This window comes from Mesorhizobium sp. Primo-A (genome assembly GCF_003997175.1).
Classification (GTDB): domain Bacteria; phylum Pseudomonadota; class Alphaproteobacteria; order Rhizobiales; family Rhizobiaceae; genus Mesorhizobium; species Mesorhizobium ciceri.
Window position 1 is genome coordinate 179407 of record NZ_RZTG01000010.1, and the last position, 12476, is coordinate 191882.

14 protein-coding genes and 1 riboswitch are annotated in these 12476 nt (G+C 64.2%); of the genes, 7 read left to right on the plus strand and 7 right to left on the minus strand.

From position 1 onward, the window contains the following. Positions 1-99 precede the first annotated feature (99 nt). Positions 100-177: riboswitch (SAM riboswitch) on the minus strand. A gap of 137 nt (positions 178-314) precedes the next feature. Next, positions 315-1424, plus strand: coding sequence for a histidinol-phosphate transaminase (gene hisC / locus EOC83_RS19805; RefSeq protein ID WP_063169099.1), 1110 nt, complete (start codon positions 315-317; stop codon positions 1422-1424). A gap of 5 nt (positions 1425-1429) precedes the next feature. Continuing rightward, positions 1430-2365: a prephenate/arogenate dehydrogenase family protein gene (locus tag EOC83_RS19810; protein ID WP_027162911.1), complete on the plus strand. Its 936-nt coding sequence runs from the start codon at positions 1430-1432 to the stop codon at positions 2363-2365. A gap of 7 nt (positions 2366-2372) precedes the next feature. On the opposite strand, the gene EOC83_RS19815 is transcribed toward EOC83_RS19810, so the two are convergent. Then, the gene (locus tag EOC83_RS19815; protein WP_063169098.1) at positions 2373-3296 is read right to left on the minus strand and encodes a sugar kinase; all 924 of its coding nucleotides are present in this window, start codon (positions 3294-3296) and stop codon (positions 2373-2375) included. 7 nt (positions 3297-3303) lie between these two features. Continuing rightward, positions 3304-4302, minus strand: a complete 999-nt coding sequence (locus EOC83_RS19820; protein ID WP_063169097.1) for a DUF2125 domain-containing protein — start codon at positions 4300-4302, stop codon at positions 3304-3306. Positions 4303-4444: 142 nt separating this feature from the next. On the opposite strand from EOC83_RS19820, the gene EOC83_RS19825 reads away from it, so the two are divergent. From EOC83_RS19825 to EOC83_RS19835, 3 genes are all read left to right on the plus strand, one after another. Continuing rightward, positions 4445-4966, plus strand: a complete 522-nt coding sequence (locus tag EOC83_RS19825; protein WP_013529391.1) for a gamma-glutamylcyclotransferase — start codon at positions 4445-4447, stop codon at positions 4964-4966. Positions 4967-5086: 120 nt separating this feature from the next. Continuing rightward, a complete protein-coding gene (locus EOC83_RS19830; RefSeq protein WP_063169096.1) occupies positions 5087-6034 on the plus strand; it encodes an aldo/keto reductase in 948 nt (315 codons plus the stop codon). A 90-nt stretch (positions 6035-6124) separates the two neighbouring features. Beyond that, positions 6125-6751 carry a LysE family translocator gene (locus EOC83_RS19835; RefSeq protein WP_063169095.1) on the plus strand — a complete coding sequence of 209 codons (627 nt, stop codon included), beginning with the start codon at positions 6125-6127 and terminating at the stop codon, positions 6749-6751. 25 nt (positions 6752-6776) lie between these two features. Here the strand turns inward: EOC83_RS19835 and EOC83_RS19840 are convergent, their stop codons facing one another. Then, positions 6777-7577: a 1-acyl-sn-glycerol-3-phosphate acyltransferase gene (locus EOC83_RS19840; protein ID WP_013529394.1), complete on the minus strand. Its 801-nt coding sequence runs from the start codon at positions 7575-7577 to the stop codon at positions 6777-6779. Between the two features lie 119 nt (positions 7578-7696). After that, positions 7697-8599 (minus strand): LysR family transcriptional regulator, encoded by a 903-nt coding sequence (locus EOC83_RS19845; RefSeq protein WP_063169094.1) that lies wholly within the window; start codon positions 8597-8599, stop codon positions 7697-7699. Between the two features lie 119 nt (positions 8600-8718). On the opposite strand from EOC83_RS19845, the gene EOC83_RS19850 reads away from it, so the two are divergent. Both EOC83_RS19850 and EOC83_RS19855 read left to right on the plus strand, forming a co-directional pair. Continuing rightward, positions 8719-9189: a DUF1348 family protein gene (locus EOC83_RS19850; protein WP_063169093.1), complete on the plus strand. Its 471-nt coding sequence runs from the start codon at positions 8719-8721 to the stop codon at positions 9187-9189. 24 nt (positions 9190-9213) lie between these two features. Next, positions 9214-9846 (plus strand): pyridoxamine 5'-phosphate oxidase family protein, encoded by a 633-nt coding sequence (locus EOC83_RS19855; RefSeq protein ID WP_063169092.1) that lies wholly within the window; start codon positions 9214-9216, stop codon positions 9844-9846. Here EOC83_RS19855 and EOC83_RS19860 read toward each other — a convergent pair whose 3' ends face one another. From EOC83_RS19860 to ftsE, 3 genes are all read right to left on the minus strand, one after another. Beyond that, entirely contained in the window at positions 9847-10572 is a 726-nt protein-coding gene (locus EOC83_RS19860) for a YdcF family protein (RefSeq protein ID WP_024503762.1), read from the minus strand. Between the two features lie 133 nt (positions 10573-10705). Further along, positions 10706-11701: an ABC transporter permease gene (locus EOC83_RS19865; protein WP_013529399.1), complete on the minus strand. Its 996-nt coding sequence runs from the start codon at positions 11699-11701 to the stop codon at positions 10706-10708. After that, positions 11694-12353 (minus strand): cell division ATP-binding protein FtsE, encoded by a 660-nt coding sequence (gene ftsE / locus EOC83_RS19870; RefSeq protein ID WP_010911739.1) that lies wholly within the window; start codon positions 12351-12353, stop codon positions 11694-11696. The genes EOC83_RS19865 and ftsE overlap by 8 nt, the downstream gene beginning before the upstream one ends. Positions 12354-12476: the final 123 nt, after the last annotated feature.

A 12476-nucleotide genomic window follows, 5' to 3' on the forward strand; every position in this document is an offset into this window, starting at 1 on the left:
CTTTGAGCCCACGCATCGCACTCGTCGAAAGTCGATGCCGATACGGGTGTCCGGCCGGCGCGGACAACAAAAAACCGGCATTGCGGTCGCAAAGCCGGTTACAGGATGCAAACGGCCCTTTAGCAAGTTGTTTAACGTGGCTGCAAGCCGACCGGCCAAATCACCACGGAAGTTCGCTCCCCTTCTAGGGCTGTGGCGCGCCGGCGTCAACGGCCTGCCTTGGGCGGGAGGCTGTCGCCTCTCGACATTGCAGGCCACGGCTTGTATTTCCGCTGCGGCTTCCCTCAGGAAGCGTTCTCGACGGATTTTGCGACATGAGCCAGACACCGGACCAGGCACGTCCAACCCCGCGCGCGGGCATCATGGACATAGACGCCTATGTGCCGGGCAAGAGCACGGCGCCTGCCGGCGTCGCCAAGGTCCACAAGCTGTCCTCCAACGAGAACCCGCTCGGGCCCTCGCCGAAGGCGATCGAAGCCGCGCGCGAGATTGCCGGCAAGCTCGACATCTATCCCGACGGCACCGCCAGGCGGCTGCGCGAAGCGATCGCCGAGGTGCATGGCCTCAACCCGCAGAACATCATCTGCTCCAACGGCTCCGACGAGATCCTCGGCCTGCTGGCGCAGACCTATCTGGCGCCCGGCGACGAGGCCGTCATCACCGAACACGCCTTCATGGTCTACAAGATCTACATCCAGTCGGCGGGCGCCGTTCCGGTGACGATCAAGGAAACAGACGAGCGCGCCGATATCGACGCCATCCTGGCCGCCGTCACGCGGCGCACCAAGATCGTGTTCCTCGCCAATCCCAACAACCCGACCGGCACTTATGTGCCGTTCCAGGAGGTGCGGCGGCTGCATGCCGGTCTGCCCAGGCACGTGCTTCTGGTGCTCGACGCGGCCTATGCCGAATATGTCCGCCGCAACGACTATGAGGCCGGCATCGAACTGGTCGGCAGCGCAGAGAACGTGGTGATGACCCGGACCTTCTCCAAGATCGGCCTTGGCGGGGCGCGGATCGGCTGGATGTACGGGCCGATGCACATCGTCGACGCCATCAACCGCGTGCGCGGCCCCTTCAACGTCAATGCGACGGCGATCGAGGCCGGCATCGCCGCCATTCGCGATCGCGCCCATGTCGAGCGCAGCGTGGCGCACAACGAGACCTGGCTGGCCTGGCTGAGTGAGGAATTCACAAAGCTTGGATTGCGGGTGACGCCCAGCGTCGGCAATTTCATCCTCATTCATTTTCCAGAGGACCAGAAACATTCGGCAGCGGCGGCGGACGACTATCTGACGGCGCGCGGCTATATATTGCGGCGCGTTTCGGGCTATGGCTTTCCCAACGCGCTGCGCATGACCGTCGGTACCGAACAGGCCAATCGCGGCGTTGTCGCCGCTCTCACGACATTCCTGAAAAGCTAGAAACCATGACATCACCGATGTTTGAAAAGATCGCGCTGGTCGGCATCGGCCTGATCGGCTCGTCGCTGGCCCGCGTCATCCGCCGCGAGGGCCTCGCCCGCCACGTATCCATCTCGACCCGCAGTGCGGCGACGCTGGCACGGGCCGAGGAGCTTGGGCTGGGCGATAGCTATAGCACCGATGCGAGAGAAGCTGTCCGCGATGCCGACCTGGTCATCATTTCGGTGCCGGTCGGCTCGTCCGGCACGGTTGCCGAGGAAATCGCGCCGGCGCTGAAGCCGGGCGCGATCCTCACCGATGTCGGCTCGACCAAGGCGTCTGTCATTGCGCAAATGCAGCCTTATGTGCCTGAAGGTGTCCATTTCATTCCCGGCCACCCGCTGGCGGGCACAGAAAAATCCGGCCCCGACGCCGGTTTCGCCGACCTGTTCGACAATCGCTGGTGCATCTTCACGCCGCTGCCCGACACCGACCCGGACGCGTTGGAGAGGCTGTCGGAGTTCTGGCGGCGCTGCGGCGCCAACATCGACACGATGGATCCCCAGCATCACGATATGACGCTGGCCATCGTCTCGCATCTGCCGCACATCATCGCCTACAACATCGTCGGCACCGCCGATGATCTGCAGTCGGTGACCAAATCCGAAGTGATCAAATATTCGGCTTCCGGCTTCCGCGACTTCACCCGCCTTGCCGCCTCCGATCCGACCATGTGGCGGGATGTCTGTCTGCACAACAAGGACGCCATCCTCGAAATGCTGGCGCGGTTCTCGGAGGATCTGGCGTCGCTGCAGCGCGCAATCCGCTGGGGCGACGGCGAAAAACTCTTCGACCTGTTCACCCGCACCCGCGCCGTGCGCCGCTCGATCATCGAAGCCGGCCAGGACATCGACGTTCCCGATTTCGGCCGTCAGGCGGTCGAGCACCCCGCGAAGGGCTAGGTCTGTCTCAGGCAGGCCAGGTCTGCGCAACCATGGCCAGCGTCTCGGCTCGGTTCGGCGCGCCAAGCCTGCCGCCGAAGCGCAGGCATTTGAGCGCCGCGGCCGCACTGGCAAACCGCAAAGCCTGCTCGACCGGCATGGCTTCCGCCAGCCCGACGGCGAAGGCGCCGTGAAAGACATCGCCGGCGGCGAGCGTGTCGACCGCCTTGATTTTCGGCGCCGCGACATGGCGCACGCAGCCAGCGCGACGGTCGTGCCACCAACTGCCCGCCGCGCCGCCTGTCACTGCGACAAAAGCGTCGCTGCGGCTGGCGAGATCGGCGCAAGCCGTTTTCGGATCGAGCGCCTGGCCGCAGACGATGCGCGCTGCCGGCTCCGAAGCGATGATGTGCGTAGCGAGCGGCAACAACTGCTCAAGGACCTCCAGCGGCGCGGTGTCGGCATCGAGGATCGCCGGACGGCCGATGGCGCGCGCCGCCTTCAGGGCGAGTGCCGCCGCACCCGGCCAGCGGACATCGACCAGAACGGCATCGAATGCCATGAGGTCGGCGACCGGCAGGACGTCGGGATCGGCCTGGGCAAGCCTGTCATAGAACGGCACGATGATGCGCTCGCCATGCGCGTCGACCAGGATGGAGGCCAGCGCCGAGCGGGCACCTCTGACGCGCCGCACGAAGGTGCAATCGACGCCTTCGGCCTCTATGCCGGCGATGAGCTGGTCGGCGACGGCATCGTCGCCGGCACTCGCCCACAGCGATACTTCGGCGCCCAGGCGATGGGCAGCGCAGGCGGCGCTGGTGGCCATGCCCGAGGCGATCTGGACGCCGTCGGAGGCCATGAACTTGCCCTGATGCATGGGCAGCGTCTCGACGTGCAGGATGGTGTCCAGCGTCAAAGCGCCAACGCTCAGCAGCTTCACGGGTTTTGCCATGGCTGAGCTATTCGACCGGCTTGATCTTGCCCAGCGGAATGAAGCCGAGCGAGGCCTTGCCCCTGACCACCTTCAGCGGCATGGACGGTTCGTTGCCGAGCACCGCCAGGGCAGAAAAACCCTGCTCGATCTGGCTTTTCTGCTCGGGTATGGCGGTGCCGAGGATGGCCGCCACCGCCTTCGGGTCCTTCAACCTGATCATCAGGTCGGCGTTGACCAGGCCCTCGGCATCGACCGAGAGCGGTCCCGAAACGGTGATGCGCGCCGTCCCCGACGACAGATCAAGGTTGCGGATTTCGATCGCCTGGCCACGAAGGCTCTTCACCCGCGTGCCGATCAGTGCGACGCCGTTCTTCAATGTCACGTCGCCGCTGGCATCGAGCGCCGGAAGCACGCGCCCGCCAAGTGCGTCGGGGTCGACCTCGAGATCGCCGAAACTGCCGAGATAGTCGATATCCTCGCCGTTGGGCTGCAACTGACCTGATGCCTTGCCGGCACTGAACAGTTGCACCGGATCGGTATCGTCGGCCGGATCGGTCTGGCCGGAAAGGCCCTCTGCCTCCAGCGAAATCCGCCGCGGCAGCGGCCACCACAATTTGAAATTGGCCTGCAGATTGTCCCAGTCGATCCACAGCGGCACCATGTCCGGCACGGAGGTCCTGAGCGGGCCGCGCAGATTGGCAACCGGCGACAGAGGCTGGATGATCTGGGCGGCTGCGTTGAAACTGCCGGCTGAGGCCGCAATGTTCTTGGCATCGTCCTCATAGGCGAGGTTGTCGCAGGAGACGGTAAAGCTCAAGGGATAGCCGCTGACCTGGAGATTGGCGCAGCCGGCCTCGACGCCATTCTTGTTGAGCGTGGCAACCGCCTTGTCGGCCTCGCTCCTGACGCGGTCAGCCAGATAGAACCAGCCGCCGCTGTAGAGGGCGAACAGCACGACGATGAATGCTGCAAGCCAGATCAGGCGGCGACGTTTGTTCGGCTGGCGTTCGTCACTTGACGTCATGCTTTGGCTCTCGTTAACGCATGGGTATTGCGGACGGGTAGTCGATTCCGCCAGGTGGACAGACGAATAGTTAGACGGGACGGGCGGAAAAAACACCGGTCCGGGTGCGGTGTTGGCATCTTTTGCAATCAGGCGCGGCGATATGGGCGATTTTTGGGTGTTTGGCTATGGCTCGCTGATCTGGCGGCCGGGATTCGCGCATGTCGAAACACAGCGTGCCCGCCTGCATGGCTACCGGCGCTCGCTCTGCGTCTATTCCTTCGTGCATCGCGGCACGCGCGAGCGGCCGGGGCTGGTGCTCGGCCTCGATCGTGGCGGGTCCTGCGTCGGCCTCGCATTCCGCGTCCCCGGCGACTTGCGCGACGAGGTTATGGCCTATCTGCGCGAGCGCGAGCTGGTCACCAATGTCTATCTGGAGCGTCTGCTCAAGGTTCGCCTCGACGGCGGCGGTACGGTCGACGCGGTGGTTTACATTGTCGACCGCCAGCACGAGCAATATGCCGGAGCGCTCGACGCTGCAGATGCGGCGGCCGTGGTGCGCGGTGCGGTCGGCCAGTCCGGCAACAACGAGGACTATGTGCTGAGCACGCTGGAGCATCTCGAGGCGCTGGGCATTCGCGATCATTGGCTGGAAGAGGTGGCGCTGCAGGTCGCGCCTTTGTGAAGCTGGCTCTGCGGAAAAAGGCCGTCAGGCCTTTGACCTCGTTCAGGCAAGACCTAGGTTAGGCTCCAACCCTCAGACCGCGGGCGCCATTTGCCCGCCCAATCATCCCGGAGATCCGCCTTGCAGAAACGTCGTCTCGGTCGCACCGACTTGTCCATCGCGCCGCTGGTTCTGGGCGGCAACGTCTTCGGCTGGACTGCCGACGAGAAAACCTCGTTCGACCTGCTCGACCGCTTCGTCGGCGCCGGCCTCAACGCCATCGATACGGCGGACGCCTATTCGCGCTGGGTTCCAGGCCACAAGGGCGGCGAATCGGAAACCATCATCGGTAAATGGATGAAAGACCGTGGCAATCGCGACAAGGTCGTGGTGATCACCAAGGTCGGTTCGGATATGGGACAGGGGCACAAGGACCTGTCCGCCGCCTACATCGAAAAGGCCGTCGACGCATCGTTGAAGCGGCTGCAGACCGAATTCATCGATCTCTATCTGTCGCATTGGCCGGATCCTGCGACGCCCTATGAGGAAACGCTTGGCGCCTACGAGAAGCTGCTCGCCAAGGGCAAGATTCGCTATGCCGGGTGCTCTAACCTCGACGCCGGCCAGTTGCGTGCGGCACTCGATGTGGCGAGCCTGCGCAGTCTGCCGCGCTACGAGGTGCTGCAGCCGGAATACAATCTCTACGATCGCTCATCCTTTGACGGGCCGTTGCGCGATCTGTGCGTGGCCGAGGACATCGGCGTCATCACCTATTTCAGCCTGGCCAAAGGTTTCCTCAGCGGCAAATACCGCAGCGAGGCCGATCTCGGCCAAAGCCCGCGTGGCGGCGGCGTGAAGGACTATCTCAATGGGCGCGGCATGCGCATCCTTGCGGCACTCGACGCGGTGTCATCAAGGCATTCGGCCAAGCAGGCGGAAGTCGCGCTTGCCTGGGTGATCGCTCGGCCGGGCGTCACCGCGCCGATAGCCAGCGCCACCAAGCCCGAGCAGATGGACAGCCTGATCAAGGCGGCGTCGCTGAAGCTGAGCGCCGCCGACATGGCCGAACTCGACAGGGCGAGCGACTGAAGTTTCGGCGGCCGCTCCTCGCACGAACGTCCAAGACGACCCTCTTGTCTTGCCATAGCCTCCTTCGCACGGGGCAAGACAGAGGGTGAGATGACTGAGCCGCTTCTTTTGCAGCCGGATCTTTGGCGCCAGTTGTGCGCGCTCGTGCTTGCCTCCGCCGTCGTCATGGGCAGCCCGGGGCCGGCAACGATAAGCGTCACCGCCGTTGGTGCCGCCTTCGGTTTGCGCCATTCCCTGGGCTATGCCTGGGGAATCATCCTGGGCACGATCGCCGTGCTTTTGGTTGTCGCGACCGGGGTCATGGCAGTGCTCACCTCGATGCCGAAGCTGGCGCCGTTGCTGGCTTTGGCCTCCGCGGCCTACATCCTCTATCTCGCCTTCAAGATCGCTACGGCGCCGCCGCTGGCCGCCCGCGCCGCCGAGACTTCGCGTCCCACATGGCTGGCTGGATTTCTTCTCGCGGTCGCCAATCCAAAGGCCTATGTGGCGATCGCCGCCGTGTTCGCCGGTGCTTCGTCCAAACAGGGCGCCACTGAGCCTGGTCTATGGCTGAAGCTGGCGGTTCTCGCCCTGATGATCGTTGCCATCCACGCTCTGTGGCTTGTCGCGGGGGCTGGGTTCGCGCGCTTCCTGCGCCGGCCGGCGGCCTCGCGGATCATCAATCTGATCTTTGCCGTGACGCTGGTGTTGACCACCGCGCTGGCGGTGTTCGGCTGAGAACTGCCGGCCGGAGACTTCCGGTTCAGACTTTGGTTCTTGCGGCGTTGTCCAGCTCTTGCAGCCTTTTCACCGCTGTCGGCGGCAAGGCAGGCGGGTTCGGGCCGCGCGCCGCATCCATCAGGAACTGGTCGCAGGCAGCTTCGGTCTCGCCGATCAGCCGGGCCATGAATTCGTCCTTGCTCAGTCCCGGTGGAATCGGCGGCAGGAAACGCGCCTTGATGGTGCCGGGATAGCGCAGGAATTTGCGGCGCGGCCAATAGAGGCCGGCGACATGGGCAACCGGCACCACCGGAACACCAAGCTGCGTGTAGATTTCGACGATGCCGTATTTGTAGGCCGGTTCGTCGCCCGGCGCGCGTCTTGTCCCTTCGGGGTAGATGATGAGCTGGCGAGGGTTGCGCGCCATCTCTTCCTTGGTCGCGGCGACCACGGCCTTCAGTGCCTTCGAACGGCTGCCGCGATGAACCGGGATCATGCGCATCTTCATGATGTACCAGCCGAAGAACGGGATCCAGGTCAGCTCGCGCTTGAGGATGTAGAGCGGGTCCTGAAGGAAGGGGAAGAAGGCGATCGCGTCCCAGAACGACTGATGCTTTGGTGCCAGGATGAAGGAGCCTTCGGGCAGGTTTTCCCGGCCGGTGATCTCGTTCTTCGTTCCGGCGATCTTCTCGTAAAGCCACATCGAGGTGCGCGACCAGAATTTCGGCACGAACCAGGCGCGGTGCCGGGGCGACAGGAAATAGTAGGGGGTCCAGAGGATCATCTGGACGATCAGGTTGACGTAGAAGACGAAATTGAACGTCAGCGATCTGATGTAGAGCATTGGGGGAGCCCGGTGAGGAGGTGAGCGTTGGTTACACCAAGCGCGGGAAAAAAGGAAATGGCCGCAGGGCGCTTTGGGTGGCGACGAAGAACGGCCACCGATGGGTTGGCCTGGTTCCGCTACATCAGCCGCGCCAGCCGCGCCTTCAGGCGCGGAGCGGCAAAATCGAGGAAGGCGCGCAGCTTGACCGGCAGCAGGCCGTGGCCCGCATGCACCAGGCTTACCGGCCATGGCGCCGGCTCGAATTCCTGCAGCAGGACGCGCAGCGCGCCGGACCGCAGCGCGGCTTCGATCTGGTAGGAAAGCACACGCGTCAGCCCGACGCCGGCAATCGCGGCATCGATGGCCGCTTCGGCGGTGTTGACCTGAAGCCGCGAGCGGACCCGAACCGGGATTTCGGCCTTGCCCTTGATGAAGCTCCAACTGGCGGCGGAGGCGAGCCCCTCGAAGGTGATGCAATCGTGTGTTTCCAGATCCTCCGGGGTCGTTGGCGTGCCGTGTTCGGCCAGATAGGCCGGGCTGGCGCAGACGACGCGGCGGATCGCGCCGACGCCGATGGCGACCAGGCTCGAATCGGGCAATCGGCCGATGCGGATGGCGAGATCGAAATGGTCCTCGACCAGCTGGGTTATGCGATCGGCCAATGTCAGGCGGATGTCCACGTCGGGATAGGCGGCGAGAAAGCCGGTGACGACCGGCAGCACGTGCAGGCGGCCAAAGACGACCGGCGCGGTGATGGCCAGTTCGCCGGTCGGAACACTGTATTCGCCGGCGGCCGTGCGTTCGGCCTCGCCGACGTCGTCCAGGATGCGGCGGCAGGCGGCAAGATAGGCCTGGCCGGCATCGGTCGGTGTCAGCCGTCGCGTCGAACGATTCAGGAGGCGTGTGTTCAGATGGCGCTCGAGATCGGAAATCTTGCGGCTGACCGTCGCCAGCGGAATGCCGAAACGGCGGCTGGCCGCGGAAAGGCTGCCGGCGTCCACCGCGGCGACAAAGAGCGACATGGCCTCGAGACGATCCATAGCTTCTTCCGAAAAATGGAAGGACAAGTTACGAATATGCCACCTGCCTTTGAATGATGGAAGGCTTATATTCCAGTCTGTCGGCCCTGCCTGCAGCATGGCCTCGCACAGGAGTTGCCATGTCCGAAGCCCGCCCGCCGCTGCCGCCGTTTACCGCCGAGACCGCAGCGCAGAAGGCGCGCATGGCCGAGGATGCCTGGAATTCACGCGATCCAGCGCGGGTCGCGCTCGCCTATACAAAGGACAGCCGCTGGCGCAACCGCGCCGAATTCCTGCAAGGCCGCGACGCCATCCAGGCCTTCCTGACGCGCAAATGGAGCCGCGAGCTCGACTACCGGCTGATCAAGGAGGTCTGGGCCTTCCACGGCAACCGCATCGCCGTGCGTTTCGCCTATGAATGGCACGACGACAGCGGTTCATGGTTCCGCAGCTACGGCAACGAGAACTGGGAATTCGACGAACACGGGCTGATGCGTCTGCGCATCGCCAGCATCAACGACCTGCCGATCAGCGAGGCAGATCGCAAGTATCACTGGCCGCTCGGCCGGCGGCCGGACGACCACCCGACACTGTCGGAGCTCGGACTTTAGCATCTTGCCGCAAGGAAGCTTTCGATGAACGCGCATGCTTTCACCAGCGACGTCGCCTTCACGCCGACCGTCAAGGCGATCCAGGCCCGCAAGGGCTCACGTCAGTCCTACGCCCGCGTCGAGGAGCGTGGCGGCTGGCAGGCCGGCATCACCCCGGACCTTGCCGCCTTCATCGAAATGCAGACCAGCGTCTTCCTGTCGACCGCCAACCGCGAGGGGCAGCCCTATGTCCAGCATCGCGGCGGGCCGGCCGGCTTCGTCAAGGTGCTGGATGAACATACGATCGGCTTCGCGGATTTTTCCGGCAACCGGCAGTTCATCACGCAGGGCAATCTGGCCGACAATCCAAGGGCGTTCCTGTTCCTGATCGACTATATGCACCGCCAGCGCATCAAGCTCTGGGGCACCGCGCGCGTCGTCGAGAACGATGCCGAACTGATGGCGAAGCTGATGCCGCAAGGCTACAGAGCGCGCGCCGAGCAGGTCGTCCTGTTCACGGTCTCGGCCTGGGATGCCAATTGCCCGCAGCATATTCCACAACGGTTCGAGGCAGCCGACGTCGCGGCGGCACTCGGCGAGCGGGACAAGCGTATCGAACGCCTTGAGCAGGAGATCGCACGGCTCAGGGGAAATTCGGGCGCGGCCGCAGGGGAATAATCAGCCGCCGGCCGCGGTTTCGGCCAGCGCGATGCCGTTGGGCGTCGGCTTGACAGGCACGATGCCGCGCGCCAGCGCAAGCAGATATTTGTTGTATTCGGTGAACAGCACGCGCAATGCCCGCGGCTTGGTCAGCCAGCCGCCATTGTCGAGGTTGGAATTGACCACCGGATAGGGCTCGAGCTTGGCGCCATGCAGCAGCCTGCCCATTTCCAGCAGGCTGCGCGGCATATGATAATTGTTGGTGACGAGGATCACCGTGCCATAGGCGTGGCTCTCGACCCATTTGGCGCTTTCCTCGGCATTGCCGATCGTGTCGAGCGCGGCGCGGTCGATGTCGACGCAACAGGAGAACAGATTCTTGTCGCCGCCGGTTGCCGCCTGCAGCTGGCGACGGCTGGCCGAAGGATGCACGCCGCTGATCAGCAGCCGTTCGCCCTTGCCGGACGCCAGCAGATCCATCGCGGCATCGAGGCGGGACTGGCCGCCGGTCAAGACGATGATCGCGTCTGCCCTGGCCGGATTGGCGGGCGTCGTCAGGTGACTGACCTTGTTGGCGAACCAACCGAAACCGCCGGCAAACAAAGTTGCAAGGATGAGGACGGAGAGGGCGGACAGGCGCAGCGTGGCTCTTAGACGGCTCACAGCGCGGCGGTCATGCGAACGTGCAACCACCACTGGCATCTGCCCAGCCGTACCGGTCGAATCCCGCGCGTCCATCGCCATATGGTTAATCCTGAAATGCGGCCTTGGGTAGGTAAAAGACGCACTTTGCGTTACGCGAATTCTCTATTCGTGATCACCCTGTTTTATCCATGTCGTTGTCCCAAAACCGGTTCCCACTTTTGGGCGACATGAATTAGCCTGCATCCGGTTGGCGGACATCGATGTCGCTGAGATAGGCAACGACGGTGGCGTGCGAGGTTGCCGCCGTCAGTCCGCCGATCACCAGCACCATCAAGACGACACCGAGATAGCCTGCCGAACCGATGGCGAAATTGCCGAACAGGGCGGTCGCCTGGTCGGCCTGCGGCGTCGCCATATTGCGCGACGACCACCAGGAAAAGACGATGAACACGAGCACTGCGGCGGCACCGCCGGCCGCCGCTCCCTTCATGCCGGTGACCAGGAAATGCCGGCGGAATTCGCGCGCGATAAAGCGTGCCTCGGCGCCGACGAAATGCAGGACTTCGATGATGTGACCGTTGCCGGCCATGGCGCCGCGCGTCGCGAACACCACCGTCAGCACCGTCGCCGACAGCATCAGCGCCAGCACGGCGATGCCGATGGTCACCGTGGTGCGGGCCATCGCCACCAGCCGGTCGACCCAGGTGCGGTGATCGTCGAGCGATGCGCTCGGCAGTTTCGGGGTGATCGCGGCGCGTATGGCGGCGAAATCGGGCGGGCTGTTCTCGTCGATGGTGACGATGATCAGTCGCGGCACCGGCAATTCGTCGATGTTGAGGCCCGAGCCCAGCCAGGGCTCAAGGAGCCGCGCGGTCGCCTCGCGGTCGATGATCCGGGTCGCCTTGACGCCGGGGAATTCGCCGGCGATCTGCGAGGCCTGGGTAAGGGCTGCTTCCATGTCGAGGCCGTCGACCGGCTTGATCTGGATCGTTGCCTCACGTGAAATCTGGTTCTCCCAGACGGACGCTGTGTCGCGCACCAGCGTCACCGCGCCGAAAGTCAGGCAGGACAGGAAGGTCATGATGGCGATGACCAGCACCAGCGCCCGGCCGGCGATGTTCTGCGCCGGCACGATCGGCGCCATCCTGCGCTGGGCGCGCGGCTTTGCTTCGGTCGCCTCGGCGTCCTGCTCCCTTTCCACAAAATGTTCGGCGGACAGTTCAGTCATAGATGTCCAGCCTTCCCCCGGCCAGGATCATGCGGCGCGCGTCGACCTGCTCCATCAAGCCGAGATCGTGGGTGGCGATCACCACGGCGGTGCCGAGACGGTTGAGTTCGATGAACAGCCGCAGCAGGCGTCGCGCCAGCGGCGGATCGACATTGCCGGTCGGTTCGTCGGCGAGCAGGATTTCCGGCTGCTCGATCAGCGCCCGCGCGATCGCGGCGCGCTGCTTCTCGCCACCGGACAGAACCGGCGGCAGCACATGCATGCGTTCGCCCAGCCCGACCCACTTCAACAGCTCGGTGACATCGGTGCGGTAGCTCGCCTCCTCGCGCCCGCGCACGCGCAGCGGCAGCGCGACGTTCTCATAGGTGGTCATGTGGTCGAGCAGCCGAAAATCCTGGAACACCACGCCGATCCGGCGTCTGAGATGCGGCAGCTCGGTGCGGGAAATGCGGGAGCGATCCTTGCCGAAGATGGTGATCAGCCCGCGCGTCGGCTTCAGCGACATGAACAGCAGGCGCAGCAAGGTCGTCTTGCCGGCGCCCGAAGGCCCGCTGAGGAACTGGAAGGAGCGCTCCGGAATGTGCAGGGAGATGTCGCGGAGGATTTCCGGACCCATGCCATAGCGGAGGCCGACATTTTCGAAGCGAATCAATTTCGACGACCTGAAATTCGGCACGGCAGTGAGCCGGCCTGTTCTGGGTAAAGACCATCGGCCGGCATGGTTAACCGGCGGTTAATTCCTAGGCTCTTTCGACTCGTCACGAGGGCTCCGGTG

Coding starts and splice junctions, on each gene's coding strand:
- EOC83_RS19855 (WP_063169092.1), top strand. CDS start 9,214: ATGAACGCGCATGCTTTCACCAGCGACGTCGCCTTCACGCCGACCGTC.
- EOC83_RS19825 (WP_013529391.1), top strand. CDS start 4,445: ATGGGCGATTTTTGGGTGTTTGGCTATGGCTCGCTGATCTGGCGGCCG.
- EOC83_RS19815 (WP_063169098.1), bottom strand. CDS start 3,296: ATGGCAAAACCCGTGAAGCTGCTGAGCGTTGGCGCTTTGACGCTGGAC.
- EOC83_RS19840 (WP_013529394.1), bottom strand. CDS start 7,577: ATGCTCTACATCAGATCGCTGACGTTCAATTTCGTCTTCTACGTCAAC.
- EOC83_RS19850 (WP_063169093.1), top strand. CDS start 8,719: ATGTCCGAAGCCCGCCCGCCGCTGCCGCCGTTTACCGCCGAGACCGCA.
- EOC83_RS19820 (WP_063169097.1), bottom strand. CDS start 4,302: ATGACGTCAAGTGACGAACGCCAGCCGAACAAACGTCGCCGCCTGATC.
- hisC (WP_063169099.1), top strand. CDS start 315: ATGAGCCAGACACCGGACCAGGCACGTCCAACCCCGCGCGCGGGCATC.
- EOC83_RS19860 (WP_024503762.1), bottom strand. CDS start 10,572: ATGGCGATGGACGCGCGGGATTCGACCGGTACGGCTGGGCAGATGCCA.
- EOC83_RS19835 (WP_063169095.1), top strand. CDS start 6,125: ATGACTGAGCCGCTTCTTTTGCAGCCGGATCTTTGGCGCCAGTTGTGC.
- EOC83_RS19865 (WP_013529399.1), bottom strand. CDS start 11,701: ATGACTGAACTGTCCGCCGAACATTTTGTGGAAAGGGAGCAGGACGCC.
- EOC83_RS19845 (WP_063169094.1), bottom strand. CDS start 8,599: ATGGATCGTCTCGAGGCCATGTCGCTCTTTGTCGCCGCGGTGGACGCC.
- EOC83_RS19810 (WP_027162911.1), top strand. CDS start 1,430: ATGACATCACCGATGTTTGAAAAGATCGCGCTGGTCGGCATCGGCCTG.